Consider the following 25556-nt stretch of genomic DNA (forward strand, 5'->3'; position numbering starts at 1 on the left):
AACGAATGGAAAGGAGAATGATGGTATGCAGCAGCTTGTTATGTATTGCGCGCAGATGACGGGCGCAACAGAGGAATATCCGTTCGGTCCCGAACCGCTCGTGATGAAGGTTGCAGGAAAAATGTTCGCTTTATTCGGCGATCAATCGATCTCGCTTAAGTGCGATCCCGTCATCGCCCAAAACTTGCGCGAACAGCACGAAGCCGTGAAGCCTGGTTATCACTTGAACAAGAAGCATTGGAATACCGTGCATATCGATGCTTCCTTGTCCGAGGAGGAGCTGCATGCAATGATTGATCATTCCTATGAGCTCGTTGTTGCCAGTCTCACGAAGGCTGATCGAAGAAAACACGGTTTAGGCTAGCGCTGCGTTTAGTAAGATAGCTGCTGAGAGCATTGTGTTTAGAACCTGCTTAGCTGTTTCTCGCAGAAGTCGCCTACTACAGGAAGCTTGTAGATTCTGCCTTGCAGCGCCAGCACCATAAGACCAATCCAAAGCACGAAGGTAGCCAGCGATAGCAGAAGTCCGAGCAGCCAGCCAAGGAACGGAATGAAGCCCAAAACGATGTTGATGATCAAGATTGCCGCGAAAATAACGGTCGACTGCATGGCATGCAGCCTGACGTAACGGCTTTGCTTCTCGATGACCAGGAAGATGATGCCTGTAATGAAGCCGGCTAAATAACATAGCAATGCTGCAACCTTGGGATCAAGACCAGTCGATGAGCTGTCGGGATTGATGGATGGATGTTGCATAATTATTGATCACCCTTTCCTATTAACATATTTATGCAATGATTGTATTCGATGCCGAGAGCCAATAGACCTCTTTTTAATTTTCTAATCATTTACAAGTTTTATCTGCATTTTTCCACATTTGCCACCAATCCGTTGTAAAAGTTTTGTAACCTGTTGTTATAATAGATCGTCTAGAATGTAAGATGAGCGAAAGTGACAACAGAGTGAATGGGAGCAATCTGCTATGAAAAGAAAGTATAAATGGCTGTCGGCGACAGCTGCCATATTGGTCATCGCTGCAGTTGCAGGTTATTTCAATCGAGGCGCGCTGGCTGCGCTAGGATTGGATTGGTTCGTTGCCGGACAAATAGAGAAACAGCTGGAGAAAACATATAAACCGGTCCTTGGACGCGAGCCCATGCCGGTAACCTTTACTGCAGAGGAGCAGGATCCGTTCTCCGTGCTGCTGCTTGGGGTCGATCAGCGGGACAAGGAGATTGGGCGTTCGGATACGATGATCTATACGGTCGTACGGCCGTCTGACGGCAATCTGCTAATGGTCTCGATCCCTCGGGATACGTATACGGAAATCGTAGGCAAGGACAAAGAGGACAAAATTACTCATGCGTATGCATTCGGCGGAGCGGGAATGGCGATGGACACGGTGGAGAACTTGTTCGATGCGCCGATCAACTACTACGCCTCGATCAACTTCGAAGGCTTCCGCGAGGCGATTGACGCGCTCGGCGGCATCTCGCTTCCGATAGAAGAGGACATCGTTAATAAGGATCCGAACCATGAGAAGTTCACGATCAAGGGCGGGCAGAGCAGCTATAACGGGCAAGATGCGCTCTATTATGTACGCTACCGCGAGGATGCTGGCGGCGATATTAGCCGGACGGAGCGACAACAGACCTTCCTCGGCGCGATGATGGATAAGGCGTCGAGCATGAATCAGTGGACGAAGATTCCGGAGCTGATCGATATTATGGGCAACAACTTCGAGACGGATATGCGTCCTGACCAAATGCTTGACCTGGCTCAGTCGCTGCTGCTTTCGAAGGAGCGCCATATCTACAGCCATTCTCTCACGGGAGAGGGCAGAAGGCTCGTCAGCGGCGGGATTTGGTATTATTTTGCCGATGAAGAGGACTTGTCAAATGTGAAGGTTATGATCGACAATTGGTTGAATGAAGATACGCCGGCAGCTGCGCTGCAACTGCCCGAGAAATATATGGCTCAGAAAGAAAAAGAGGTACAATCGCTCTCTAGCGAGAATAAAGAAGTAGAGTAAGCTAAAACGGCTGTTATCGCTCTAGACTATAGCAGAGCATACGGAACGGAGTTGTTTTCTAAATGAATATTGCGTTTTTTTTGCTTCCGAAGCAGGAGGTTGTGACCGTTACGGTCGATGCGACGCTCAGGCAGACGCTGGAGCGAATGGAGTATCATCGTTATTCGGCGGTGCCGATCATAGACGATGAGGGCGGTTATGTTGGAACGGTGACGGAGGGCGATCTGCTATGGTTCTTGAAGAGCCGAACGGATCTTGGCTTCGACCAGACGAGCAAGATCAGCCTGTCGGAGGTGCCGCTGCGGATGAATAACCGTTCGGTTCGAATCGACTCCAATATGAACGATCTTATCTCGCTCGCGAAGGCGCAGAACTTTGTCCCTGTCGTGGACGATATGAACCGGTTCATCGGCATTGTGCGCAGGAGCGAAATTATCGATTATTGCGAGAAGCTGATTTTTGAACAACATAATAATGTGATGCAGGACTAATTAATTGCTTTATCTCGTAGGATAGAGGCGGAATTCATAATCGGATTTCGCCTCTTTTGTATTCAATCGACGCCAAATCTGTAGTGCGTGATATGTTTTGCTTTTGTGCTATAATGAGTTGTAAAGTTTCGCCCAAATATCAGATTACATGCGCAAGAGGTGAACGGTTTGAAAACCGGCTTGAAACCAGTGCTATGGAGCTTCGTGGCACTCTTATTACTAATGTCTATTGCTGTGCCGCTTCTCAATGTTCTTACTGTTATGTTCATGATGGTGCCAATTGTTGTGTTGTACGCGATTCTGCCGAAGACTTCGTTCGCCATCCATCTTATTATTCCCTTCGCGCTCGCCACATGGGTGATTGGACTGCCGGTGCTGATTGTCGGCTTGTTCTTCGTTCTGCCATCGATTGCGATGGGTATAATGTACAAGATGAAGTCAAGGGCGTCCAGCGTCATACGTACCGTAACGCTTGTTGTGCTGGCGCAAATGATGCTTCTGCTGCTCATATCGGAGACGATGCTGGATACCTCCATTATTGGAGAGCTTAGCTCGATGATCCGTACTACGGTTACCGATCTTACTGCGCAAGGGCTTCTGCCGAAGGAATGGAATTCCGATACGACAGAAATGATGATTCGTACGATTGTGAACGCGATTCCGCTTACGTTCATGATGACTTCGCTGCTGTATGCGATCTTAACGCAGTATTTGGCAAGACGTATTGTGAACAACAGCGGACTTGAAGTGCCGGCCTTCACGAAGGCGAAGGACTGGCGTCTGCCGCGCTTGCTCGTGTTCCTTTACCTGATTACCTACGTAATGCAGATGTTCACATCCAGCACGAGCGAAACTTATTTTGCCGTGGCGCTGACCAATTTGGTGCCATTGCTCGGTTATGTATTTTCGATTCAGACGATCGGCTTTTTCTTCTATCTCGCTTATCATCGGAAATGGAATGGAGCCGTACCGATTCTTATCGCAATTCCAGTGCTTCTATTCCCGCCTCTTTGTTTGATTGGTTTGCTGGATACTGCCTTTCCGATCCGGAAGTCGTTTGTCAAATCATAACACGGGAGCGAATTAGAAATGCCGAAGTTTTTGGTTACACGGTGGCATGGGATGCACCAGGTATGGTCTTTCGTATTGATGGTTCTTATGACGCTTGCGCTCTCGTGGTATGAGTGGCTGCTGGGGTTAATTGGACTGCTCTTTACGGGGGCTGTACTCGTCTATACGATATTGGCGGAGCGGGCTTTCCGCAGAGACTTGGAGAACTACCTAGGTACGTTGTCTTATCGAGTTAAGAAGGCGGGCAACGATGTTATCAGCGAGCTCCCTTTCGGTATTATTATTTATAATGAAGAGAGAGCCGTCGAGTGGCATAATCCGTATATCACGCAAATCGTAGGCAAAGAATCGGTGATCGGCTGTCCGCTGACGGAGCTGTTCCCATCGCTGCAACAAGCGAAGGAACGCGAGGGTACGATTGAGGCTACGGTTGGCTCGCAGGTGTATGAGCTAATATTCAAGCCGAAGGAACGTATTCTCTACGTGAAGAACATTACAGAGCGCTGGCAGCTTAGCAAACGTTACGATGAAGAGAAGCTGGCGCTTGGCGTCGTCATGATCGATAATCTCGAAGAGGTTACGACCGGAATGGACGATCATCAACGCGGTACGCTGTTATCGAAGGTAACGACTGAGATTACGGAATGGGCGCAGAAGTATCATATTTACTTGAAGCGTCTCACATCCGATCGTTTCCTGCTTATTACGGACCAGAAGACGCTTAAGGTGCTTGAGCAGTCCCGGTTCATTATTCTAGATGAAGTACGCGAAATGACAGGCGAGCAGAAAATTCCGATTACGCTTAGTATCGGGTTCGCAGCAGGGGCGGAGCATATCATCGAGCTTGGCCAATGGGCGCATACGAGCCTCGACATTGCGCTCGGCCGCGGTGGCGATCAGGCATCGGTCAAGGTTGGCGCGCGCCAATCATTCTACGGCGGCAAGACGAACGCAGTAGAGAAGCGGACGCGCGTAAGAGCGCGTGTTGTGGCTCATGCGCTGCGCGACTTGATCAAGGAGAGCCACAACGTCGTTATCATGGGTCATAAGATGCCGGATATGGACGCGATTGGAGCGGCCATCGGCGTGCTGAAAGCAGCGCAGCTGTTTGGCAAGGAAGCTTATATCGTACTTGAGGGCGTTAATCCGGCAATTGATAAGATGATGCTTCTTATTAGGGAAGACGAGCGGCTCGCGAAGCGGTTCGTGACGCCGGAGCAAGCGGCGCAGCTTATCGTGCCGCATACGCTCGCGGTTGTCGTCGATACGCATAAGGCGTCCATGGTTAAGGAGCCGAAGCTGCTGTCGCAAACCGATCGCATTGTGGTGGTGGATCATCATCGCCGCAGCGAGGAATTTATTTCGAACGCCATATTGGTTTATATGGAGCCTTACGCATCATCGACATGCGAGCTAGTTACCGAGCTGCTGCAATATATCCATGAGCGTGTCGTGCTTGATATTCGGGAAGCTACAGCGCTGTTAGCCGGCATTACGGTCGATACGAAGAGCTTCTCGCTGCGCACCGGCGCCCGTACTTTCGAGGCGGCATCGTTCTTGCGCCGCAACGGCGCGGATTCCATGATGATTCAACGGATGCTGAAGGAAGATCTGGAGGAATACGTACGCAAGGCCGAAATTATTAAGCATGCCGAGGTGCTCTATGAGCATGTCGCTATTGCGGTAACGGAGAGCGGACGCAAGTATTCGCAGCTCCTTATCGCGCAGACTGCTGATACACTGCTTAATATGACGGATATTCTGGCATCGTTCGTCATTGGCGAGCGGGCCGACGGATTAATCGGCATTAGCGCAAGATCGCTAGGCCATATGAACGTACAGGTTGTAATGGAAAGAATGGGCGGCGGCGGACATTTAACAAATGCGGCCGCGCAGCTTGAAGGAACCGTAGGCGAAGTGGCCGAGAAGTTGAAGCAAGTATTAAAAGAAATCGATGCGGAAGAGGGGTTATTTGAATGAAAGTGATCTTATTGAAAGATGTTAAGGGACAAGGGAAAAAAGGCGACGTGAAGGAGCTCTCCGAAGGTTATGTACGCAACTTCTTGTTGCCGCAAGGTCTAGCGAAGCTGGCTTCCGACGGCAACTTGAAGACGCTGGAAGTTCAGAACGCATCCGAGCAGAAGCGCAAGGACAAGGAGAAAGAAGATGCCGAAGCGCTCGCGAAGAAGCTTGGCGAGATGACCGTTGTCGTGAAGACGAAGGCGGGAGAAGGCGGCAGACTGTTCGGCGCTATTACAAGCAAACAAATTGGCGAGGCTCTTGCAGAGCTTGGCATTAAGATTGATAAACGCAAGATTGAGCTTGAAGATCCGATTCGTACGCTTGGTGTTACGCTAGTACCGATTAAGCTCCACCCGCAAGTGAAAGCGAAGCTGAACGTACAGGCAGCAGAAGAATAAGCAAAGCAACATCGAAAGAAGGAAGCGAGGGTAAGTGATGGAAGAAGAGCTGAGATTTGATCGAATTCCGCCGCAAAACGTGGAAGCCGAGCAAGCTGTTATCGGGGCCGTGCTTCTGCAGGCTGAAGCGCTTATTACCGCCATGGAGCGCCTGCGAAGCGAGGATTTCTACAGCGGTCCCCATCGGCTAATATACGAGTCGATGATCGAGCTTGGCKAGACCAATCAGCCGATTGACCTTGTCACGTTAACCGCGCATCTGCAGGATAAGCAAGTGCTTGAGGAAATTGGCGGCGTCAGCTACTTGGCGAAGCTGGCCAATTCCGTACCGACGGCAGCCAATGTCGACTATTATGCTCAGATCGTAGAAGAGAAATCGATGCTTCGCCGTCTGATTCGTACAGCGACGAATATCGTCTCTGACGGCTACGCAAACTCTGAGGATGTGGGCGTCCTATTAAGCGATGCCGAGAAACAAATTCTTGAAATCTCGAACCGCCGCTCCAGCAGCGGGTTCATCTCGATCCGCGATGTGCTGATGGAGGTATTCGAGAAGGTCGAGCACTTATATATGAACAAGGGCGGAACGTCTGGGATTCCGTCCGGCTTCGTCGATCTGGACAAGATGACGTCCGGCTTCCAGCGAAGCGATCTGATTATTGTGGCGGCACGTCCATCCGTCGGCAAGACGGCGTTCGCGCTGAACATTGCGCAGAACGTTGGCGTACGGGCTAGAGAAACAGTAGCCATCTTCTCTCTGGAGATGTCCGCGGCGCAGCTTGTACAACGTATGATCTGCGCCGAGTCGAACGTCGATGCCGGCCGGATGCGTACCGGTCATCTCGAGGGCGACGACTGGGAGAAGCTTACGATGGCGATCGGCTCCTTGTCCGAAGCGCAAATCTTCATCGATGATACGCCCGGCATTACGGTAGCGGAAATCCGCGCCAAGTGCCGTCGCTTGAAGAAGGAGAAAGGGCTTGGCATGATTCTGATCGACTACTTGCAGCTCATTCAAGGCCGCGGCAAAGCGGGAGAGAACAGGCAGCAGGAAGTATCGGAAATATCGCGTACGCTTAAGCATATCGCGCGTGAGCTGGAAGTTCCGGTTATCGCGCTGTCGCAGCTCAGCCGTGGCGTTGAGCAGCGGCAGGACAAGCGACCGATGATGTCCGACCTTCGGGAGTCGGGATCGATCGAGCAGGATGCCGACATTGTATCGTTCTTATATCGTGACGATTATTATGACAAAGAGTCCGAGAAAAAGAATATTATCGAGATCATCATTGCCAAACAGCGTAACGGACCGGTTGGAACGGTCGAGCTGGTGTTTCTCAAAAACTACAATAAATTTGTTAGTATTGACAGAGCTCATCAGGATCCGTCGCAAGCATCGTAAATATCCGAACAATTGTATGGGCGACTGTACAATTGTTCGTTTTTCGTTTGACTTATCTATGACGTACTGCTACACTAATAATGCTGTCTTTTTGCTTTGTATCAGCTGGGCTGCCTCAGGGCATCATAGCTGGTATAGGCTGTGAGACGGTAATTTTCGGTGTTCTTAAACGCCGGACGGGGGTATGATTATGTCTACGGTTGTTGTTGTCGGTACGCAGTGGGGAGACGAAGGGAAAGGCAAAATCACTGATTATTTGGCTGAGGGAGCCGATGTCGTCGCTCGTTACCAAGGTGGTAACAATGCCGGACACACCATTCTCATTGATAATAAAAAATATAAGCTGACGATGATTCCGTCAGGTATATTCAATAACGATAAAGTATGCGTCATCGGCAACGGGATGGTTATCAATCCTGAAGCGTTGATCGACGAAATTAACTATATTCATGACAATGGCTTCTCAACGGAAAACTTGAAAATCAGCGATCGCGCGCATGTCATTATGCCGTATCACCTCGTATTGGACGGCCTTGAGGAAGATCGCAAGGGCGACAATAAAATCGGTACAACACGCAAAGGCATTGGTCCTTGCTACATGGACAAAGCGGCTCGCAACGGTATTCGGATATCCGATCTGATGGATGCGGAAGAATTCGAAACCCGCGTACGCGCTGTTATGCTGGAGAAGAATCACCTGATCCAACAAGTATACGGCGGAGAACCGCTTGATGCTGACAAGATCGTAGCTGATTATCTTGGTTTCGCTGAAGTGCTTCGTCCTTATGTAACGGATACATCCGTTATTCTGAACGATGCGATCGATGCTGGAAGCAAAGTGTTGTTCGAAGGCGCTCAAGGCGTTATGCTCGACATCGACCAAGGTACTTATCCGTTCGTTACATCCTCCAACCCTTCGGCTGGCGGCGTATGTATCGGTTCGGGCGTAGGCCCTTCGAAGATTCAACAAGTAATAGGCGTTGCCAAAGCGTACACGACTCGTGTCGGCGATGGTCCGTTCCCAACCGAGCAAGATAACGAGATTGGTCAATTGATCCGGGATAAAGGACATGAGTACGGTACGGTTACAGGCCGTCCGCGCCGTGTCGGCTGGTTCGACAGCGTTGTTGTCCGCCATGCGCGCCGCGTTAGCGGCATCACAGGTTTGTCGCTCAACTCGCTTGACGTACTGAGCGGACTTGATACGGTTAAGATCTGTACGGCGTACAAATACCGCGGTGAATTGATCGAGCATTACCCAGCGAGCCTTAAGATGCTGTCTGAGTGCGAAGCGGTGTACGAGGAATATCCAGGCTGGTCCGAAGATATTACGAACGCGAAGACGCTTGATGATCTGCCGACAAATACGCGCAACTACTTGAACCGCATATCCGAGCTGACAGGCATTCCAATCGCAATCTTCTCGGTAGGCCGTAATCGCGAGCAAACGAACATTGTGCGTTCGATCTACTAATAATAGTTCGCTTAATGTGAATATAAGAGCTGCCCATACACGATATGGGCAGCTCTTTTTTTACCCGGAATCGGCGGTTGCTTGCGCATTATCGCTAGTCGTCGAATGCGGCTTTCGAATGAGGGATACCAAAAACAAAAGCGTTGGAATGAGTAAGAAACCAATGATGTAGATGAACATAATATAATTCCCGCTTTGGTTATAATCCATTATACGAGGCGTGCCCCATCCGCTAATAGCCAGCGTAAGGGAACCTAGAGGGAAGGCGAACGGCTTGTAAGCGGACATTCTTAACCACTGCGCAACGGCAAGGCAGGTGGCGCTAAGGATGACAGTGGTCCGAATGAGCACGTCAAGCACCCAAAAGATCATGAGGAAGACGTCGAATTGCTCGATGAAATCAAAAGCCTCCACATATCGGGCAAGGATCATAAAGGGGTGGCTAAAGAGTGACGTCGATTGATCGAGAATGAGCAATACGAGAAGCATCATGCCGGTGAGTGAAGCCGTCGTGGCGCATACGGCGATGAAGCCGTGTTTTCTCGCCTTGCCGATATCGCTGACATAAGGCAGGAAGAAGGTCATGAAGATATACATCGGAAACCATACTTGCAAATAGACGGAGCTCCTTAGAACAGGCACAATGCCTTGCTGCAGCATCGGAAGCAGGCGGTCAAATTCAATTTCAGATAAAAAAGGCAAAAAGAAAATTAGCATCAGAATGACGATAATCGGCGTGCAAAGCTGCGCGAGCCTGCCAACGACCTCTACGCCGGAGCGAACCGCAATCGCGCATACGAGTATTAAGGACAGGTTGATGACGAGGGGCGGCGTCTCGCGGAAGAAGTAGGCCGACATCACTTCGCCGAACAGTCTCGTCTGGTTGGCGTTCATCAACAGCATCACGAGAAGGGTAATGAAGCCTACTGCCTTGCCGGCAAAGACGCCAAGCAGCTCCTCGCTGTATTGAACGAGCGATCGCCCGGGAAATAATCGATGCATATAGACGAGGATGGCAATCAGGTAAAAGGCTGTTACCGAGGCCAGCGCCGGAGAAAGCCACATGTCCGTCTTAGCTTGGATATACGCAAATTGCGCGGCTAATATCATAGAGGTGGCTAGCGTACTCAAGTAGATCATGCACGCGAGCTGAGAAGATTGGATTTTGCCATGGTCGAGCATGATGTTCGTTCCCCCCGGTCATTCCGTGTGTAGGTGCTACGATTGAATAAATATAGCGCGGCTTAATCCGCCGAATATCCGAATATACCACTGCGCTGGCCCTGGCGTATGCGGAAATAGCAAGATATAGATGCCTAGAGTAAGACCGAGCGCATAAACAACGGCATAGCTGATAATGAGCCGCTTGTTGGTCAGCCACTTCAGGTCGAATAAGGTAGTGGCTGCAGCTACCAACAGAATGGCGATATAGGTGCTCAAAGGGAGGCTCCTTCCGCTTCATCCTTAGAGTGAGAAGACTCCGTTGCCTTTTTATTCGGGTGAAGCCCTCTCCGGCATAAATCGATTAGCAGAAGCAGAAGCGGCAGCACGATGGCGCAGGTTATATAAAATACAGGGACGATCCAACGATTAAGTGTTACTTGAAGAGAGCTCTGCATTCCCCAAAAGCTGAAGATGAGAAGGAGCATGCCCATTGGAATGACAACGGGCTTCAGATCGGGAAGCTTGAACCATTGTCCCATTCCCGTGGCCAAGCAGTAATAGCCGTATGAAACCCGAATAATGACTAAGACGACCCAGACCATCATCGCGATCGATTCCAAATGCTCAAAAAATTCGCTGAATGAGGAGTATCGGCTAATGACCATAACGGGATATAGATATATCTCTGTCGCATGCCGGAGGAAGGAAGCAACATGCCAATTGATGATGACGAGCATGAGACATAACATAACGGTCGAGGTTACGCTCCATCCTTTAATTTTTTGGTTTCTTCCTACCGAAGGCAAATAGAAGGTTATCAAAGAGAACATCGCATACCAGGTTTGCAAAACAAACGCCCCTTGAAGCGAAGGGAGTAATCCGTTCTCGAATAGGGGCAAGACGGGTTTCAAGTCACTGTACAAKGGCCAAAATATGAGGGCGCAAAGTAGGAACGGAAACGGCAGAAAAAATACGGCTAAACGACAGAGAACTTCAACGCCGCACCAAATAATGATTGCGGACAGCAAAATAAGGCAAAACGCAAGCACGATAGGCGGTGTTCTCATCAAAAAGGATATATTGATAAAATCACAAAATTGTCTCAGCATATAAGCGGTTGCGTACGTTACGTAAAACAGAAAGAGCAGCGACAACAGCTTGCCGACAACCGGACCAACGATTCGATCGGCGTATTGCACTAGCGACATGCCGGGATATCGGTTATGCAGACTGATCCAGGCAAAGATGCACAGCAGACCGCCGGCAAGTCCCCAGATCGGAGAGACCCACAGGTCGTGGCCGGCAGTTGGCGCAGCCGAGCTGACTTCGGTTAGGAATGCCGTTCCCATGAGCGAGAGGAACATGAGCACACAGAGCTGAAAGGCGGATATGAACGTTTTCGGCATAGATCGTTCCCTCTTTTCTAATAAATGCGCAGTATTAATTGCTGTCCCTAATCCATGCTCCTATGACCGATTCCACGAGCTGATAGGGTCCGGGCAACGTCGGATCATACGCGACGACGACCGCGAGAGCCCACATGACGACCATGAGAGCGGCAAACACGGCTTTGGATTTCGGATCGCGCAATTGCTTCCATTGCAGAAGAAACAGTCCGGCCGTTACGACAGTAATATAAACCAGCCCGGTTATGCTCATTGTGATTGTTCCATCCCGTCGTTCAGCACTTTATTCTTACCTACCAAGCCGATCCGCAGTATCGTTACGTCGATGTCATACTTCACCTCTACCTGGGGGAAAACATGGTCCCAATCCGGCTTGTTCTTCTTCCATACTTGCGGATGATGGCGATGGAATTGATCGGCGAACCCTAGCACGTCCGTATTCGTTTGCTGCGCAATCTTGACTGCCCCCTCAATCCTTTCCATTATTTCCAGGCTGAACTGCTTCTCAAGCATCTTCACGTTCTCTGGCTTCGTCACATCAAGCTTCGTCGTATTCTCGTTAATGTTGCCCGCTATTTTGATCTGAACGCTCACGGCTAGCTTGTCGCCTTGCACGATGGGCTTCAAGTTAGTGTCACCGCTCACGATTTCCATTGAGGCATACCCATTGCTGTCTTCGATCTTGGTCGTAAGAGTGGCTATCTCAATCTGATCGTGCAGCCATAGCAGTCCACGTGCTTGATAGATGTCATATAAATAGTTCAGCTTCTGTGCTTTGATTGAGCCGATACCACCGAGGTAGGGGGATGTTTTATTGCCGCTCTTCTTCATCCGTACCCATGGAATAAGAGTCGTGTGGGCCTCATCCGATAAATCGACGATCGCCTCGAGCAGCGACACGTCGAGTCCCGTCTGAATGACGGACATTTCCCGCAACGCTTCCGCGCTATTGCGCTCGATATTCGATTTCCAGGCCAGCAGCTTGTCGGCGTTTCCTTTGGATATGTATATATTCGCCCGCTCGCGCGGATCGGGATGGCGAATAAGGAAGTCCAAAGGATCGTTCAAGCCATGTTTGGCCAGCTTCTCGCTAAAAATGAATACGTCGGACTGTCCCCAAAACAGCCTGCGGGACAGCAGCTCTTGCAGCCGGGATGCTGCTTCCGACGTATTGGCGCCAATCGCGCTCTCGACGAAAGCTTGCTTTATTTCCCCGCTCGGCTGGCTGCCAAGCGACTGTCCGGAGCTTGAGCTGGCAGGGACATAGATCTGAACGCTGAGCTTAATCTTATTGTCATCAGCCAGATCAAAGCCCGCAGCGGTTACGATAGCCAGATCGTTAATTTCGTTCCGATCCCAGCAGGCGGTCAGGCACGACGTTGCGATAAGCAGCGTAAGCAGCACGGCTGCAGGGCGGACAAGCCGGTAGGCGTACACGTGTATCATTCCTTCTTCAAGCGTGATTTTGGCAACCTGAGACGGTATTTATTCCATGGCCCGCCGGTAAAGTGCGGCCTTGTATTCATTGCCCAGCGCGGCGCGCGAATAAGCGTGTCCTTCAACTGCTCCGGCTGCAACGGCGAGATTGGTGACAAATACGGAACGCCGAATGAGCGCAGCGAGAGCAGATGAACGATGATGAGAACGGTCGACAACACGATGCCGTACAGCCCAAGAATGCCCGCGCTTAAAATCATCGGAAAACGAATGATACGCAGCGCAATCGCGAGCGAATAGTTCGGTATGAGAAAAGAAGCGACGCCAGTGATCGCGACGACCATAATCATAGGCGAGGAGACGATACCCGCGGATATAGCGGCTTGGCCGATAACGAGGGCGCCAACGATGCTGACGGCGGCACCGACCTGCTTCGGTAGGCGAATGCCGGCTTCGCGCAGCGCCTCGAACGTAATCTCCATGAGCAGCGCCTCGACGAGCGCCGGGAACGGGATCTGCTCACGCGACTTGGAGATCGTCAGCAGCAATGTCGTCGGAATCATTTCTTGATGATAGGATAGGATGGCAACGTATAGCGACGGCATGAAGATCGCGATAGCGGCCAGCAAGAACCTCAGCCAGCGAATGCCGGTCATGGCGATTGAACGCTGATAGTAGTCTTCCGGCGACTGCATCATGCTAACTAGCGTTGCAGGTGCTATTAATGTAATCGGCGTACCGTTTATAAGGACGGCGATTCGCCCTTCAAGCAAGGCGGATGAGACGACATCCGGGCGCTCCGTTGTTTGCAGCTGGGGAAACGGAGAGAGCGGCTCATCCTCTATCATCTCTTCGATCATATTGCTATCGATGATGCCGTCCACATCGATGATGCTGAGTCGATTCTCCATCTCCTCTATGAGGCTCGGATCGGTTATCCCCTCCATATATGCGATTGCGACCTTTGTTTTCGTATATCGGCCAATCGATAATGTTTTCAACTGAAAGGCTGGCGACTGCAAACGGCGCCGCAGCATAGCCGTATTAATTCTAAGCGTCTCTACGAAGCCTTCGCGAGGTCCTCGTACGACAATTTCTGCCTCGGGCTCTTCGATCGCTCTTGACTCCCAAAGCGGCATGCAGAATACGAGTGCCGTCGGCTCTCCGTCATGTAGCAGCACGCTGTCCCCGGCTGAAATATGCGTGCAAGCCTCATCCATCGTCGCAATGCTTTTGGAGGAGGTGAGCGTCACGACCCGAATAACGCTTTCCCATCCGACCGCGTCCTCCGGCGGCTTATTGTTCTTAAGCGGTCGCAGCAGCTCCGCGTCGATTTCCTTAATGTCGGTCATGCCATCGATATAGACAATGGCAAGCTTGACTCCGCTATGAGTCTGGAATTCATGGAAAATGACGTCCTTGCTGCTTGCATATAGCTGCCGCAGACAGTCGATATCTTCTTTGAGACCGCCGGTAAGCGGCCTAGCCAGCAGCTTGCGCTGCTCATCTAACTGCTGCAGCGGCGAGATGCGCCCCGATTTGCTGTTTTGCTGCGATTGGGGACCCTTATTGTCGGTCATAACGATTGCGCACCTCCTGACAGAGCAACTACCAAATAGAATGCGMATCAGGGAGTAAAAACATGCAGACAATTCCATTTTTATAAGGGGAATGAGGAATGTCTCTCTCTATAGTTGACCATAATGATAGATAACAGATTGCGGCTCAAGAAGGGATTGAGGCAGAGATGATGAAAAAAGTAGGGTGGCTGGGCAAGCTCATCGCGTCGGGGCTTATCTTAAGCTTTCTATCGATATGGACGACGGGTTATATTGTTACGAGTTACGTAGATACGCTCCTGAAGCAATTCAACCTGCCGCTTGAGGTGCCGCCAATAGCGATGTCGGGTGTATGGGGCAAGCTGTGGGGCAGCGATCCTCCGCTTGCGAAGGAGGATGTTGCGGAAGGCGGAAGCGGGCAGGACAAGCCGGAGGCTTCATCTTCTCCGGAGGACACGACCGCATCAAGCGGCAACGGCGAGCAGGACGATGAGCCTGTAACGGAAGATGCTTTCGGAGAAATCGAGAATCCACCGCTTACGGATATCGGTATCGGAGGAGGAACGGAAGCGGGAGGATCGCCGTCGCAGCCCGATCAGGAAGTCGATGACAGCGGGGAAATCGACGGAACAGAGACGGCAATATCGACCGAAGATTTGACAGAAACGAAGGAGCAAATGTCGGATGACGACAAGGAAACGTTATTCGGGCTTCTCATGAGCAAATTACCGCAAGAATCGATGCAATTGATCTCCGGCTATGTAGAAGATGGTCTAACGGAACAAGAGCTGACAAGCGTTCAACAGATTATGGCACAGCATCTCGACAAAGCGGAATACGAGCAGATGATGAATATTCTGAAAAAATATTAATCTTCTTAACAGTTTGTAAAGGTTGCCCCATTTGTTAGGCATATGTTAAAGTATTAGGCGAGTGATCCGACAGGATAATTCGCTTTTTTTGGTTGATTAAGAAAAAAATAGTAGCTTTAACGCGAAAAGGAGACGATCATGACCGTTTTCAGGGACAAGGGTCGACTGCAGAAGGTATGGGACAAGACGACCCAGTACTTTAGACCTGCACGATCAGAACACTTGAATGGCAAGAAGCAGCAACAGCCCGCCAGCGTTCAGACGACTTCGCCGTTTTGGCGCAAGAAGCCGTTTGTAATCGTCGTTGGGTCGCTTGTACTCCTCACTGTAGCCGGATTTAGCGGAAGCCAATATGTAAAAGCAAACACAGTTCAATTCTACAACGTATATATGAATGGTACAGCCGTTGGCACGGTAGACCAACCTGAGGCAGTCGAGCTGCTAATACAGCAAGAAACAGCGAAAATGCAAGAAGCGAATCCGGACATCAAAATGGTATTGGATACCGGCACGATTACATACGCCAGTGAAAGTGCATTCAAGGCAGTCGCGGAGACCGAGGCAACGCTTGGTAAGCTGGAAGGAATGTTCACGACACACGCGGTCGGCGTGGAAGTGAAGATTGACGGCAAAGTAATCGGAATCGTGAAGGATCAGCAGACGGCAAATGATGTATTGCTTCGCGTGCAGAGCAAGTATGCGCCTGAGCTGGCCGCCTCGCTTAAGAAGAAAAATGAAGTATCCGTATTGTCTTTCAACTCCGATTCGGAGCAGAAAGAGGCGGATGCCAAGGCGGAGACGCCTTCGAAGACGCCTGGCCGGGAAGTAACGGACGTAGGCTTCGTAGAAGACGTAGTGGTCGACGAGGTGGATATCGCGCCGGACGACATTATGCAAGCCGAGGATGTGTACAAGCTGCTCGTTCAAGGCAGCGTGAAGCCGACGAAATACACGGTTCAAGAAGGCGACTGTGTCGGCTGTATCGCACAGAAGTTCGATATTTCACCGCAAGTCATCTATGAGAACAATACTTGGATCAAGGATGATAAGATTACGATCGGCGATGTGCTTGATCTGACCGTACTGCAGCCAGAGCTCACCGTTACAACGTCGGAGAATCTGGTTGAGATTGAGCCGATCGCGCCGGCGGTTGAGATTCAGAAGAACGCGAGCATGCGTCTCGGCGAATCGAAGGTAATCAAGGAAGGCGTTCCGGGCTCGAAGCGCCTCACGTATAAGATCGTGAAGCAGAACGGCTACGTCGTTAGCGAAGAGCTGCTCACTAAGGAAGTACTGAAGGAAGCGGTAGCTTCGATCGTCATGAAGGGCACGAAAGTTGTGCTTGGCGAAGGCTCAGGCAACTTCGCAATGCCGGTTTCCGGCAGCAGGCTGTCCAGCAAGTTCGGCAAGCGTTGGGGCCGCATGCATACGGGTATCGACTTAACGGGCAACAAATCGATTCTTGCATCCGATACGGGCGTTATCGAATTTATCGGCAGCAAGTCGGGCACGGGTAAGACAATTATTATTAACCACAAGAACGGTTATAAGACGTTATACGGACACTTAAGCTCCTACAGCGTCAAGGAAGGCGCGATTGTCGAGAAGGGCCAGAAGATCGGGGTAATGGGCAGCACAGGTAACTCCACTGGCGTCCACCTTCACTTCGAAATCATTAAGAACGGCACGAAGGTTAATCCATTAGGGTACTTATAATACTTATAATTTCATACCAATAGAGATAAAGGGGCGTTAGCTTCGCTGTTGCACACAGCGGGGTTGACGTTCCTTTTTTTGTGGGTTCGATCATCCTTGAATTTACTCTAGAGGCGTTTTATATCATGAGCGAAGTTTCATTGTGAACGAGGAGTGGGTGTATGTTAGAATATAAGGGATTACAAGGACAAGATACGGGCGGTGTAGCGATGCACGGAAAAATATTAGTGGTCGACGACGAACAGCCGATTGCAGATATAATAAAGTTTAATTTGGAGAAGGAAGGCCATCAGGTCATCTGCGCTTTCGACGGCGGTGAAGCGGTCAGATTGGCGTTCGAGGAGAAGCCTGATCTGATTCTTCTGGATCTGATGCTGCCGGTCAAGGATGGCATGGATGTGTGCCGCGAGGTGCGCACGAAGCTGCAGATGCCGATCATTATGCTGACGGCCAAGGATACGGAGATCGACAAGGTGCTTGGTCTTGAGCTTGGAGCGGATGATTACGTAACGAAGCCGTTCAGCACGAGGGAGTTGCTTGCTCGCGTGAAGGCACATTTGCGCCGCCACAATAAGCCGGCTGCGACAGGTTATGGCGATGCGGGAGCGGGAGGACAGCAGATCGATCTGAATGCCGCGCCGGAACAAGAGAAGCAGGGGCTTAAGCTGTTCAACCTGTTCATTGATACGGATATGTATGTCGTCTATAAGGACAATACGCCGCTTGATCTGACTCACCGCGAATATGAGCTTGTCTACTACATGGCTCGCAACAGCGGTAAAGTCATGACGAGAGAGCATTTGCTGCAGGCGGTATGGGGCTTCGAATATTTCGGCGACGTTCGGACGGTAGACGTGACGATCCGTCGTCTGCGCGAGAAGATCGAGGATGATCCTAGCCGTCCGGAATATATTTTGACGCGGCGCGGACTTGGTTATGTGATGCGTAATCCGAAGTCCGGCGGATTTGGTTACGGATGAAAGGGAAATCCTTTTTTCGCACCATTCAAGTAAAGCTCGTTATTATCTATTTGCTGCTTATTCTCGTGGCGATGCAGCTGATTGGCGTCTACTTTATTAGTACGGTCAAAAACTCGCTGATCGAGAGCTTCACGAACAACTTGAAGGAGCAGGCTGATATCTTATCCAAGTTCGCCGCGCCTAGCTTGTCGCCGAAGCTGGAAGCGGATAGCGATAGCTCGGAGAATACGACCGAGACGCTTAGTCTTGTCGTGCGCAATTTGTTCAGTATTAGCGGCGCCGAGGTGCAGGTGCTGGACTCGAACGGCAAGATCGTCGCCACGTCGCAGCAGATGCAGCAGTCGGATATCGGCAAGAAGAACAATGAGCTTGCGGTTAGCCGTGCCTTGCAGAACATTCGAGACAATGAAGAAGAAATTATAGATGAAGACAATATGCATAAGAAGATGATTGCCCAGCCTGTCGTGTTGAACGAAAAGGTCGTAGGCGCGGTCTATATTGTTGCCTCCATGAACGATCTGTATGACACGGTGAACCGGGTTAACCAGATTTTTTTCTCGGGTACGTTAATTGCGCTGGGACTTACCGGCGTTCTAGGCGTGCTGCTCGCGCATACGATTACAAGTCCGATTCAAGGCTTGACGAAGCAAGCCGAGGCGGTAGCGGAGGGCAAATTCGACTTCCAGGTGCCGGTGCTTGGCGATGACGAGATCGGCAGGCTGAGCATGGCGTTCAACGATATGACGATTCGGCTTAAGGATGCGTTATCGGTCAACGAGGAGGAGAACGAGAAGCTCGCTTCGATTCTCTCCAATATGAGCGACGGCGTCGTTGCTGCGGATGAGCATGGCAAAATCATCGTATGGAATCGCCGCGCCCTAGAGTTGCTGGATGTACGTTCCTGCGAGGGATATGAGCTTCCCACGCTGTTGGGCCTCTCCGAGCAGAAGCTGCAAGAGCTGCAGCAAGGACGCGGACAGACGCTGCTGCTCGATCGCGGACAGGATGTGGAGCATCTCAGCGATGAAGAGGGCGATGTGCTGCGCGTGACGTTCACGCCGATACACCGCCGGGACAAGGGTATTACGGGCACGATAGCCGTCTTGCAGGACGTAACGGAGCAAGAGAAGCTGGAGCATTCGCGCCGCCAGTTCGTGGCGAACGTCTCGCATGAGCTGCGGACGCCGCTCACGACGATCAAGAGTTACGCGGAGGCGCTTAATGACGGCGCGCTCGAGGAGCGCGAGCTGTCGTCGCGGTTCGTCGGCGTTATTAGCAACGAGACGGAGCGGATGATTCGCCTCGTCACCGATCTGCTGCATCTGTCGCGGCTTGACTCCAACCAGGCGCCGCTTAGACGGAGGCAGACGAACGTGCATGATATGCTCGACGAGGTGGCGGATCGCTTCTCGTTCCAGCTGCGCCAGAAGTCGATTAAGGCAACCGTCCGCGTGGACTCCGGCTTGCAGGACGCGTGGCTGGACCGTGATCAGATCGATCAGGTACTCGATAACCTCATATCGAATGCAATTAAGTACACGCTCGATGGCGGCAAGATTGAGCTGACGGCCCGGAAGCAGCAAAGCTCTGGGACGATCGCTATTAGTGTGAAGGATACGGGGATCGGTATTCCGAAAAAGGATTTAAGCCGTATTTTTGACCGCTTCTATCGGGTGGACAAGGCTCGCTCGCGGAACATGGGCGGCACGGGACTCGGTCTATCGATTGCCCGGGAAATTGTGAAGGCGCATGGCGGCTCGATCGCGCTGGATTCGGAACTCAATGAAGGAACGACCGTAACATTCACGCTTCCATTGCTGCAGGAAGGGGGCGAGATTGCATGATAGAGAAATTCAAAACGGGGGCGCTAATTGCGCTTGTTGCAATCAGCCTTATACAAAGCTATTTGCTTGCCTATAGTATGCCCGGTCTTAACGCCACCGTCCGAAGCGATCAGAACTATGCAAACTCTGAACCGATGGGACGCGAGATGAGTGTAGAGAGCGTGATCTTTCCGGATCAGCTTATCGTTCATTTGGGCGACAATAAGCATACGGTTATTTTGCCGGGTACCCAGTTCTATGAGATGATCTTGAATCAACGGATCAAGGGGCGGGAATTCAAGGGCTTCCAGCGCAATCCGGCGAACATGCTCGATTGGGACGAGGTTCGGAAGAACGATATCGGCATCGAGCTGCGCTTCGATAGCGGCGTGCCGGTGGAGCTGCTCCAGAAGCTGCTCAAGCTGGAGGGCGACCTGCTGTTCTTGAACGAGACGATTAACCGAATCTGGATCTTCAAGACGACGGGTACGGAAGAGGTGCGTACGTTCTTCTTCGCGGATGACGGGCAAATGGTGTATGAATCGGTACGCGCAGACTTGACGGTGCGCGACGTGCAGGACTATGTAGGCTTCGGCCAATACCAGCCGACGTATACGATGACGGCCGACGGCCTGTATTATCCGGACAATCCGATCGTCGCGTCGGAGATCGTATACCCTTACGAGACGTATTCGCCCGACCTGATGCAGCGCAACCTGTTCTTCGATCCTAGCACGACGAGAACTTGGGAGGACCGCAACGGCTCACAAATTTATACGGACGGCAAACGGGGCTTGCAGGTTGAGCAAAATGGCATGTGGATTAGTTATACAGACCCTGCCGCCCCGCAAAATATTGAAAATGCGCTTAGCGACAATGTGTTCGCGTCCGTTGAATTCATTAACGACCATGGCGGCTGGGACGGTGTGCATCGTTTCGTAAATCCTGGCTTATCGAGTAAAGGGAAGCTTGTGCTGTTCCAGCAATACATCGAGCATTACCCGGTCATTGAATCGGCGCCGTTCCATTACGGTTATATGAGATTGGCGCTTCAACAGGGCGTCGTTACCGAATATGCACGTTCCTTGATTACGCTCGGCGTGAAGGAAGAGAGCAGGAAGGAACGCTGGCTGCCGGGAGGCGAGCCGCTTCGCAAAACGCTGCAATCGTTCGGGCGACGCAGCGAAGTCATTGCGTTATTCCCTGCATTGCAGGCCCTGCCGGTGGAAGAGAAGAAGATGCGTTTCACCCCTGTATGGGCCGTACGGCTGCAGGATGGTTCGGAGCATTTACTCGAGAATGCATATCCATACGGATATGAGCCTCCGAAGCAGGAAGAACCGAAGAAGGAAGGCAATGCGGAGAACTCGGGCAATCTTACGCTCGGCGGCAGCTCAGGAAATGGACGGACCGGTTCGCTGAGCTCGCTTAGCAATGCGGGGCTGCTGGCGAATAAAGCGGCCGGCGGGGAGCCGAATTGAACAATTAATTGACCGGTGAAGCGGTTATGGAGGTGAAGGCGAGTGGATTGGAGTAGAGCGAAGAGCGTGCTTATTTTCTCGTTCCTGCTGCTTAATATTTTGTTAGGCTATCAGCTATGGCTCGATATTCGGGAGCAGGTGAACGTGAACGTCAATTCGGCAGAGCTGCCGCAGGACAAGGTGCTGCTTATGCARCAAAAGGGCATATCGCTGAGTGCCAATCTGCCGCTGGAGACCCCGGAGCTTCGCGATATTACGTATTTGCTGCATTCGGACAGCAGGAAGAATGCCCAGCCGATTATGCTGGAGACGGCGGTCGACGGCCGGATTGTTTTCACGCAATCGGAACTGGTAAAGACGCTCGGGAGCATTATTCCTGAGCTGAATCAATATGTTTATGACCAGCTCGTTAGCGATGACGGCGTGTTCGTCCTGCATCGTATAACGGAAGGGCGGCCGATGTTCGATGTGAAGCTGGAGCTGCATCATAGCTTTCAGAAAATAACGGGTTATCAGCAGGATCGGATCGAGATTCTAAGCAGGGGCGATGCGAAGCAGGTGTTGCCTGCGGCCAAGGTCGTTGCCAGCTTGATAGAGACGTACTTGCCGAACGGCGCGGTTATTACCGATATACAGCTGGGCTATCACGGACAAATCTTTGACTCCGAGAAGCAAGTGTCCGCGCCTTCCTGGCGGGTCATGCTGGAGGACGGTCAAATCTATTATGTTCATGCGATCAGCGGAGAAGTTACGACGGATGAGGAACAAGTAGAGACGGTAGGACTTAGGTAGCGAGTGGGTTCGCAGCGCAGGTGGGGAGTCCTTCCTGTGTTTAGTGTTTAGAATATAGGGGATTCGTCCATTTATTTATTAAGAAGTGAAGCGAAAATCAAATAAAGTAGCCAATTAGCGGGAATTTATCTGCTAATTTCTAGTAAATGCCGTTGATAGACAGGATATTGCGAAACTAGAGAGAAATGATAGATAGATACGTGCGTATGCCGTATGTATGGGCAGAAGGGATAGGACGGGCGGTTATGGGATTACGATTCACGGTACTGGCAAGCGGTTCAACGGGAAATGCGACAATCGTGCAAGGCAGTGAGAAGACGGTGCTTGTCGACGCGGGACTCAGCATGAAGAAGCTGGATGAGGTCATGCGGGAGCAAGGAATAGCCGGGCATCATATAGACGCGCTGTTCGTTACGCATGAACATTCCGATCATATTAAAGGATTAGGCGCGTTCGCGCGCAAATACGAGCTGCCGATCTATGCGAACGAGGCAACGTGGGGCGCGCTTGAGCGTCACGTCGGCAATATCGCACCTGAGAAGCGCGTCATTATGGAGACGGGCGAGGCGCTTGATTTTGGCCCGATGAAGGTGCAGTCTTATCCGATCTCGCATGATGCGGCGGAGCCGGTCGGGTACACGTTCGAAGAGCGGGGCGAGAAGCTGAGTCTGGCTACAGACCTAGGTTATGTAAGCGAGAAGGTGAAGCGTCAGATCATCGATTCCGATGTACTGGTGCTCGAATCGAACCACGATACGGAAATGCTCCGCATGGGGCGTTATCCTTGGAATATTAAGCGCCGAATATTGAGCGATGTCGGCCATTTATCGAACGTAGCGGCAGGCGAGGCGCTGTGCGAGCTCATGACGGATCGAACGAAACGCGTCTATTTGGCTCACCTTAGCCTTGACCATAATGTAATGGACTTAGCGAAATTAACGGTCAATTCTATATTGGAAGACCACGGAATATTTTATAAGAAGGAAGAGCATCCGCTGCGCGAGACGCACCATGACAAACCTACCCCATGGGATGAAGTGAGGCGGAAATAAGCGATTCCATCTGTGCATCAAGCTCTTCTTGCTTGGCGCTAAGCTCTTCTCTCGTTAGCAGACCTTTCTCTATGAACAGCTCTAGCATGGCGCTAAGAGCGAGGACGGTGCGGTAGTGGTCATCCTTCAGATCTGCGAGCTTGGCAACGAGCTGAACATGCTCCCATGAAGCGGGGGATTTGGATTTCATAATGGCTTCTCTCCTTCAATGAATGAATAGTTACATGAACGTTATCGCTATGAAAAATGATGCAGCAAAAACTGTAGAAATGATTGTGCTTCCTAACGAATCTATTATTATTTTAGTCAATTCTTCCGAAAACATTCCTAGATACCAAAAAATAGTCTTGATGTCGGTAGACATTGAGAGGAGCGATAGCGATGGGCTTATTCGACGACGATTTCTACTCGACAAAGGTTTCTCGGCGCGCGCGTGTCAGCAAGCGAGAAGACTTTGCGTTTCCTTATAAAAGTGGCGGCCGAAAATGGTCAAATGTAAAGGTCGCCTTCGTATCATCTTTCACCAGCGCCATCGCTGCGACTCTATTGTTCGGAGCATTCTTCGGCGGCGGCGGAGATAGCGGAAGCGGTCCTTCCGCGAAGGCTGCAGCCGGGGTCATCCAGACGATGGACGCGTCGGAGCGGGCTATTCAAGCGTCGGCTAAAGTAAGACCAGCCGTCGTTAGTATTGTGAACGAGCAAATGTATTCGCTCGGCGGCGAGGCGCTAGAGGAAGGCAGCGAAGACAAGGGCACGCTGCGCGAGGCTGGCGTCGGTTCGGGCGTTATTATATCGAAGAACGATGGCAAGGCGATCATCGTGACGAATCATCACGTGATCGACAAAGCGGTATCCGTGAAGGCGGTTCTCATGAATGGCGAGAAGCGCGAGGCGCGTATTGTCGGCAAAGATCAGATTACCGATCTAGCGGTACTGGAGATCGATGCGAAGGGCATTGATGTTGTGGCAGAGATTGGCGACTCTTCGGCGCTACGCGCAGCAGAGTTCGTCATTGCAATCGGCAATCCGCTGGGACTTGGCGATTCATTGTCGCAGGGCATCGTCAGCCGGACGCATCAGATCATTCCTGTCTCGCTAAACCAAGATGGCGTGTATGACTGGGAGCAAGAGGTTATTCAGATCGATGCGTCCATTAACCAAGGCAACAGCGGCGGTCCGTTGATCGATATGAACGGCCATGTGGTTGGCATCAACAGCATGAAGATCGCCGACTTTGGCGTAGAAGGCATCGGCTTCGCTATTCCGATCAACAACGCGATGCCGGTTATCGAGAGCCTGCTGAAAAACGGCTTCGTGCCGCGTCCGTACCTGGGCGTGTATACGATGGACCTGGAGCAATATTGGGAACAGCAGAGCATGGCGGAAGCTTTCGAAGGCGAATTGTCCGAAGAAGAGGACGGCGGCGAAGCGCCGAAGGCGGAAGACAAGGATGAGGCGGCAACTGAAGAAGGCGGTCAGGAGCTTGGACTGCCGGATGAGGTGTATGACGGCGTCATCGTCCTTGAGGCGGTCGGTCCGGCTCTGGATGCCGGCCTTGCGTTCAACGACGTAATCGTGAAGCTGGATCGCCAGTCGATCGGCAGTACAATGGAGCTTCGCAAATACTTGTACGACCAGAAGGAAATCGGCGACGAGATCGAGGTCACGTTCTACCGCGAGGGCGAACTGAAGACGACGAAGTTCAAGCTTGGCGTGAAGGATGACGAGGAGTAAGCCTTTGAGCGGAGAGTAAGGATGTATATGAATGATAAAGAATGCAGGATTCGAACGGGCAACCGTTTGGATCCTGTTTTTTTGTTTGTTTGCTTTTGCCTAACGAATTCAGAAGCGCTTATTGTTGGATAGGAGAGGGCATTTGGTCGTTAGCGAATCCAGAAACACTTATTTCTCTGAAATGGCACTCTAATGCATCGTACTTGGGTGAATAAGGTTCGCTCGATTCGTAAGGATGCCGAATATAGGGTGAAACAGCGAATAAGCGTTCTACGATTCGTTACTGGGCTAAAAAACATGATGATTGTTAAGTGATTAGCGATCGTGTGGTTGGATTGGAAACTTCTAACGTACTTCTTAACTTCACAGCATACGACATTTTCTGATATGCTGGAGATAGCGAACAAAATCAAATTATCAACTAGGGATAGGAAGCGAGCAGATTATGTATTGTGTATGTAAAGCTCATATTGAGAACGCGTTAGATAGATTCGTAGATGAGTATGAGGATGCGCCGGACGTGGTCGATTTAAAGGAAACGCAGTTCGCGGATTGGGATCCGCCGCGCAAGTGCGATTTGTGTGAAGAAGCAGCCACTTTCCTGGTGGTGTAACGGGTATATATTCGGTCGGCGGCTGTTGTTTACGGAAGGA

The 25556-nt window shown here is 51.1% G+C and carries 25 protein-coding genes; 17 read left to right on the forward strand and 8 right to left on the reverse strand.

What is annotated here, in order from left to right; translation table 11 throughout:
- Positions 1-25 precede the first annotated feature (25 nt).
- Positions 26-364, forward strand: coding sequence for an MmcQ/YjbR family DNA-binding protein (locus AC1DF0_RS03990; protein ID WP_337103853.1), 339 nt, complete (start codon positions 26-28; stop codon positions 362-364).
- Between the two features lie 38 nt (positions 365-402).
- On the opposite strand, the gene AC1DF0_RS03995 is transcribed toward AC1DF0_RS03990, so the two are convergent.
- A complete protein-coding gene (locus tag AC1DF0_RS03995; protein WP_475823011.1) occupies positions 403-756 on the reverse strand; it encodes a magnetosome magnetite crystal formation protein family in 354 nt (117 codons plus the stop codon).
- A 226-nt stretch (positions 757-982) separates the two neighbouring features.
- Here AC1DF0_RS03995 and AC1DF0_RS04000 point away from each other — a divergent pair, with 226 nt between their 5' ends.
- The 7 genes from AC1DF0_RS04000 (at position 983) to AC1DF0_RS04030 (ending at position 8887) form a co-directional block, all read left to right on the forward strand.
- The gene (locus AC1DF0_RS04000; protein WP_477573140.1) at positions 983-2032 is read left to right on the forward strand and encodes an LCP family protein; all 1050 of its coding nucleotides are present in this window, start codon (positions 983-985) and stop codon (positions 2030-2032) included.
- Between the two features lie 62 nt (positions 2033-2094).
- Complete coding sequence (locus AC1DF0_RS04005) at positions 2095-2523, forward strand: CBS domain-containing protein (protein WP_337103856.1); 429 nt, start codon at positions 2095-2097, stop codon at positions 2521-2523.
- Positions 2524-2691: 168 nt separating this feature from the next.
- On the forward strand, positions 2692-3594 hold the full coding sequence (locus AC1DF0_RS04010) for a DUF2232 domain-containing protein (protein ID WP_477573141.1): 903 nt from the start codon (positions 2692-2694) through the stop codon (positions 3592-3594).
- Between the two features lie 18 nt (positions 3595-3612).
- The gene (locus AC1DF0_RS04015; RefSeq protein WP_442049839.1) at positions 3613-5574 is read left to right on the forward strand and encodes a DHH family phosphoesterase; all 1962 of its coding nucleotides are present in this window, start codon (positions 3613-3615) and stop codon (positions 5572-5574) included.
- Positions 5571-6014, forward strand: coding sequence for a 50S ribosomal protein L9 (gene rplI / locus AC1DF0_RS04020; protein ID WP_477573142.1), 444 nt, complete (start codon positions 5571-5573; stop codon positions 6012-6014). Before AC1DF0_RS04015 ends, rplI begins: the two co-directional genes overlap by 4 nt.
- 37 nt (positions 6015-6051) lie before the next feature.
- A complete protein-coding gene (gene dnaB, locus AC1DF0_RS04025) occupies positions 6052-7413 on the forward strand; it encodes a replicative DNA helicase (RefSeq protein WP_477573464.1) in 1362 nt (453 codons plus the stop codon).
- 190 nt (positions 7414-7603) lie between these two features.
- Positions 7604-8887: an adenylosuccinate synthase gene (locus tag AC1DF0_RS04030; RefSeq protein WP_477573143.1), complete on the forward strand. Its 1284-nt coding sequence runs from the start codon at positions 7604-7606 to the stop codon at positions 8885-8887.
- A 60-nt stretch (positions 8888-8947) separates the two neighbouring features.
- On the opposite strand, the gene AC1DF0_RS04035 is transcribed toward AC1DF0_RS04030, so the two are convergent.
- Genes AC1DF0_RS04035 through AC1DF0_RS04060 form a run of 6 tightly spaced genes read right to left on the reverse strand, consistent with a single transcriptional unit; the run spans position 8948 to position 14474 of the window.
- Positions 8948-10069: a GerAB/ArcD/ProY family transporter gene (locus tag AC1DF0_RS04035; protein WP_442049836.1), complete on the reverse strand. Its 1122-nt coding sequence runs from the start codon at positions 10067-10069 to the stop codon at positions 8948-8950.
- Positions 10070-10105: 36 nt separating this feature from the next.
- The gene (locus AC1DF0_RS04040; protein WP_442049835.1) at positions 10106-10327 is read right to left on the reverse strand and encodes a hypothetical protein; all 222 of its coding nucleotides are present in this window, start codon (positions 10325-10327) and stop codon (positions 10106-10108) included.
- A complete protein-coding gene (locus AC1DF0_RS04045; RefSeq protein WP_477573144.1) occupies positions 10324-11457 on the reverse strand; it encodes a GerAB/ArcD/ProY family transporter in 1134 nt (377 codons plus the stop codon). The genes AC1DF0_RS04040 and AC1DF0_RS04045 overlap by 4 nt, the downstream gene beginning before the upstream one ends.
- Positions 11458-11491: 34 nt before the next feature.
- Positions 11492-11710 carry a hypothetical protein gene (locus AC1DF0_RS04050; RefSeq protein WP_442049833.1) on the reverse strand — a complete coding sequence of 73 codons (219 nt, stop codon included), beginning with the start codon at positions 11708-11710 and terminating at the stop codon, positions 11492-11494.
- Positions 11707-12894, reverse strand: a complete 1188-nt coding sequence (locus AC1DF0_RS04055; protein WP_477573145.1) for a Ger(x)C family spore germination protein — start codon at positions 12892-12894, stop codon at positions 11707-11709. The genes AC1DF0_RS04050 and AC1DF0_RS04055 overlap by 4 nt, the downstream gene beginning before the upstream one ends.
- Before the next feature lie 5 nt (positions 12895-12899).
- A complete protein-coding gene (locus AC1DF0_RS04060) occupies positions 12900-14474 on the reverse strand; it encodes a spore germination protein (protein WP_442049831.1) in 1575 nt (524 codons plus the stop codon).
- 167 nt (positions 14475-14641) lie between these two features.
- Here AC1DF0_RS04060 and AC1DF0_RS04065 point away from each other — a divergent pair, with 167 nt between their 5' ends.
- The 7 genes from AC1DF0_RS04065 (at position 14642) to AC1DF0_RS04095 (ending at position 23169) form a co-directional block, all read left to right on the forward strand.
- Positions 14642-15325, forward strand: a complete 684-nt coding sequence (locus AC1DF0_RS04065) for a hypothetical protein (protein ID WP_442049830.1) — start codon at positions 14642-14644, stop codon at positions 15323-15325.
- Positions 15326-15463: 138 nt separating this feature from the next.
- Positions 15464-17041, forward strand: coding sequence for a peptidoglycan DD-metalloendopeptidase family protein (locus AC1DF0_RS04070; RefSeq protein ID WP_442049829.1), 1578 nt, complete (start codon positions 15464-15466; stop codon positions 17039-17041).
- 209 nt (positions 17042-17250) lie between these two features.
- A complete protein-coding gene (gene yycF, locus AC1DF0_RS04075; RefSeq protein ID WP_337103881.1) occupies positions 17251-18021 on the forward strand; it encodes a response regulator YycF in 771 nt (256 codons plus the stop codon).
- Complete coding sequence (gene walK, locus AC1DF0_RS04080; protein ID WP_477573146.1) at positions 18018-19865, forward strand: cell wall metabolism sensor histidine kinase WalK; 1848 nt, start codon at positions 18018-18020, stop codon at positions 19863-19865. Before yycF ends, walK begins: the two co-directional genes overlap by 4 nt.
- Positions 19862-21325: a YycH family regulatory protein gene (locus AC1DF0_RS04085; protein ID WP_477573147.1), complete on the forward strand. Its 1464-nt coding sequence runs from the start codon at positions 19862-19864 to the stop codon at positions 21323-21325. The genes walK and AC1DF0_RS04085 overlap by 4 nt, the downstream gene beginning before the upstream one ends.
- A 42-nt stretch (positions 21326-21367) precedes the next feature.
- On the forward strand, positions 21368-22117 hold the full coding sequence (gene yycI / locus AC1DF0_RS04090; protein WP_442049826.1) for a two-component system regulatory protein YycI: 750 nt from the start codon (positions 21368-21370) through the stop codon (positions 22115-22117).
- A gap of 245 nt (positions 22118-22362) precedes the next feature.
- Positions 22363-23169, forward strand: a complete 807-nt coding sequence (locus tag AC1DF0_RS04095) for an MBL fold metallo-hydrolase (RefSeq protein ID WP_337103882.1) — start codon at positions 22363-22365, stop codon at positions 23167-23169.
- Here the strand turns inward: AC1DF0_RS04095 and AC1DF0_RS04100 are convergent.
- Positions 23138-23359 carry a hypothetical protein gene (locus tag AC1DF0_RS04100; protein ID WP_337103872.1) on the reverse strand — a complete coding sequence of 74 codons (222 nt, stop codon included), beginning with the start codon at positions 23357-23359 and terminating at the stop codon, positions 23138-23140. The two genes, AC1DF0_RS04095 and AC1DF0_RS04100, sit on opposite strands and share 32 nt — an antisense overlap.
- 191 nt (positions 23360-23550) lie before the next feature.
- Between AC1DF0_RS04100 and AC1DF0_RS04105 the strand changes: the two genes are divergently transcribed.
- Both AC1DF0_RS04105 and AC1DF0_RS04110 read left to right on the forward strand, forming a co-directional pair.
- Positions 23551-24903, forward strand: a complete 1353-nt coding sequence (locus tag AC1DF0_RS04105) for a S1C family serine protease (protein ID WP_442049825.1) — start codon at positions 23551-23553, stop codon at positions 24901-24903.
- Between the two features lie 445 nt (positions 24904-25348).
- A complete protein-coding gene (locus AC1DF0_RS04110) occupies positions 25349-25516 on the forward strand; it encodes a CxxH/CxxC protein (protein WP_307204279.1) in 168 nt (55 codons plus the stop codon).
- Positions 25517-25556 lie beyond the last annotated feature (40 nt).

It is taken from the genome of Paenibacillus sp. 05T425 (assembly GCF_056396205.1).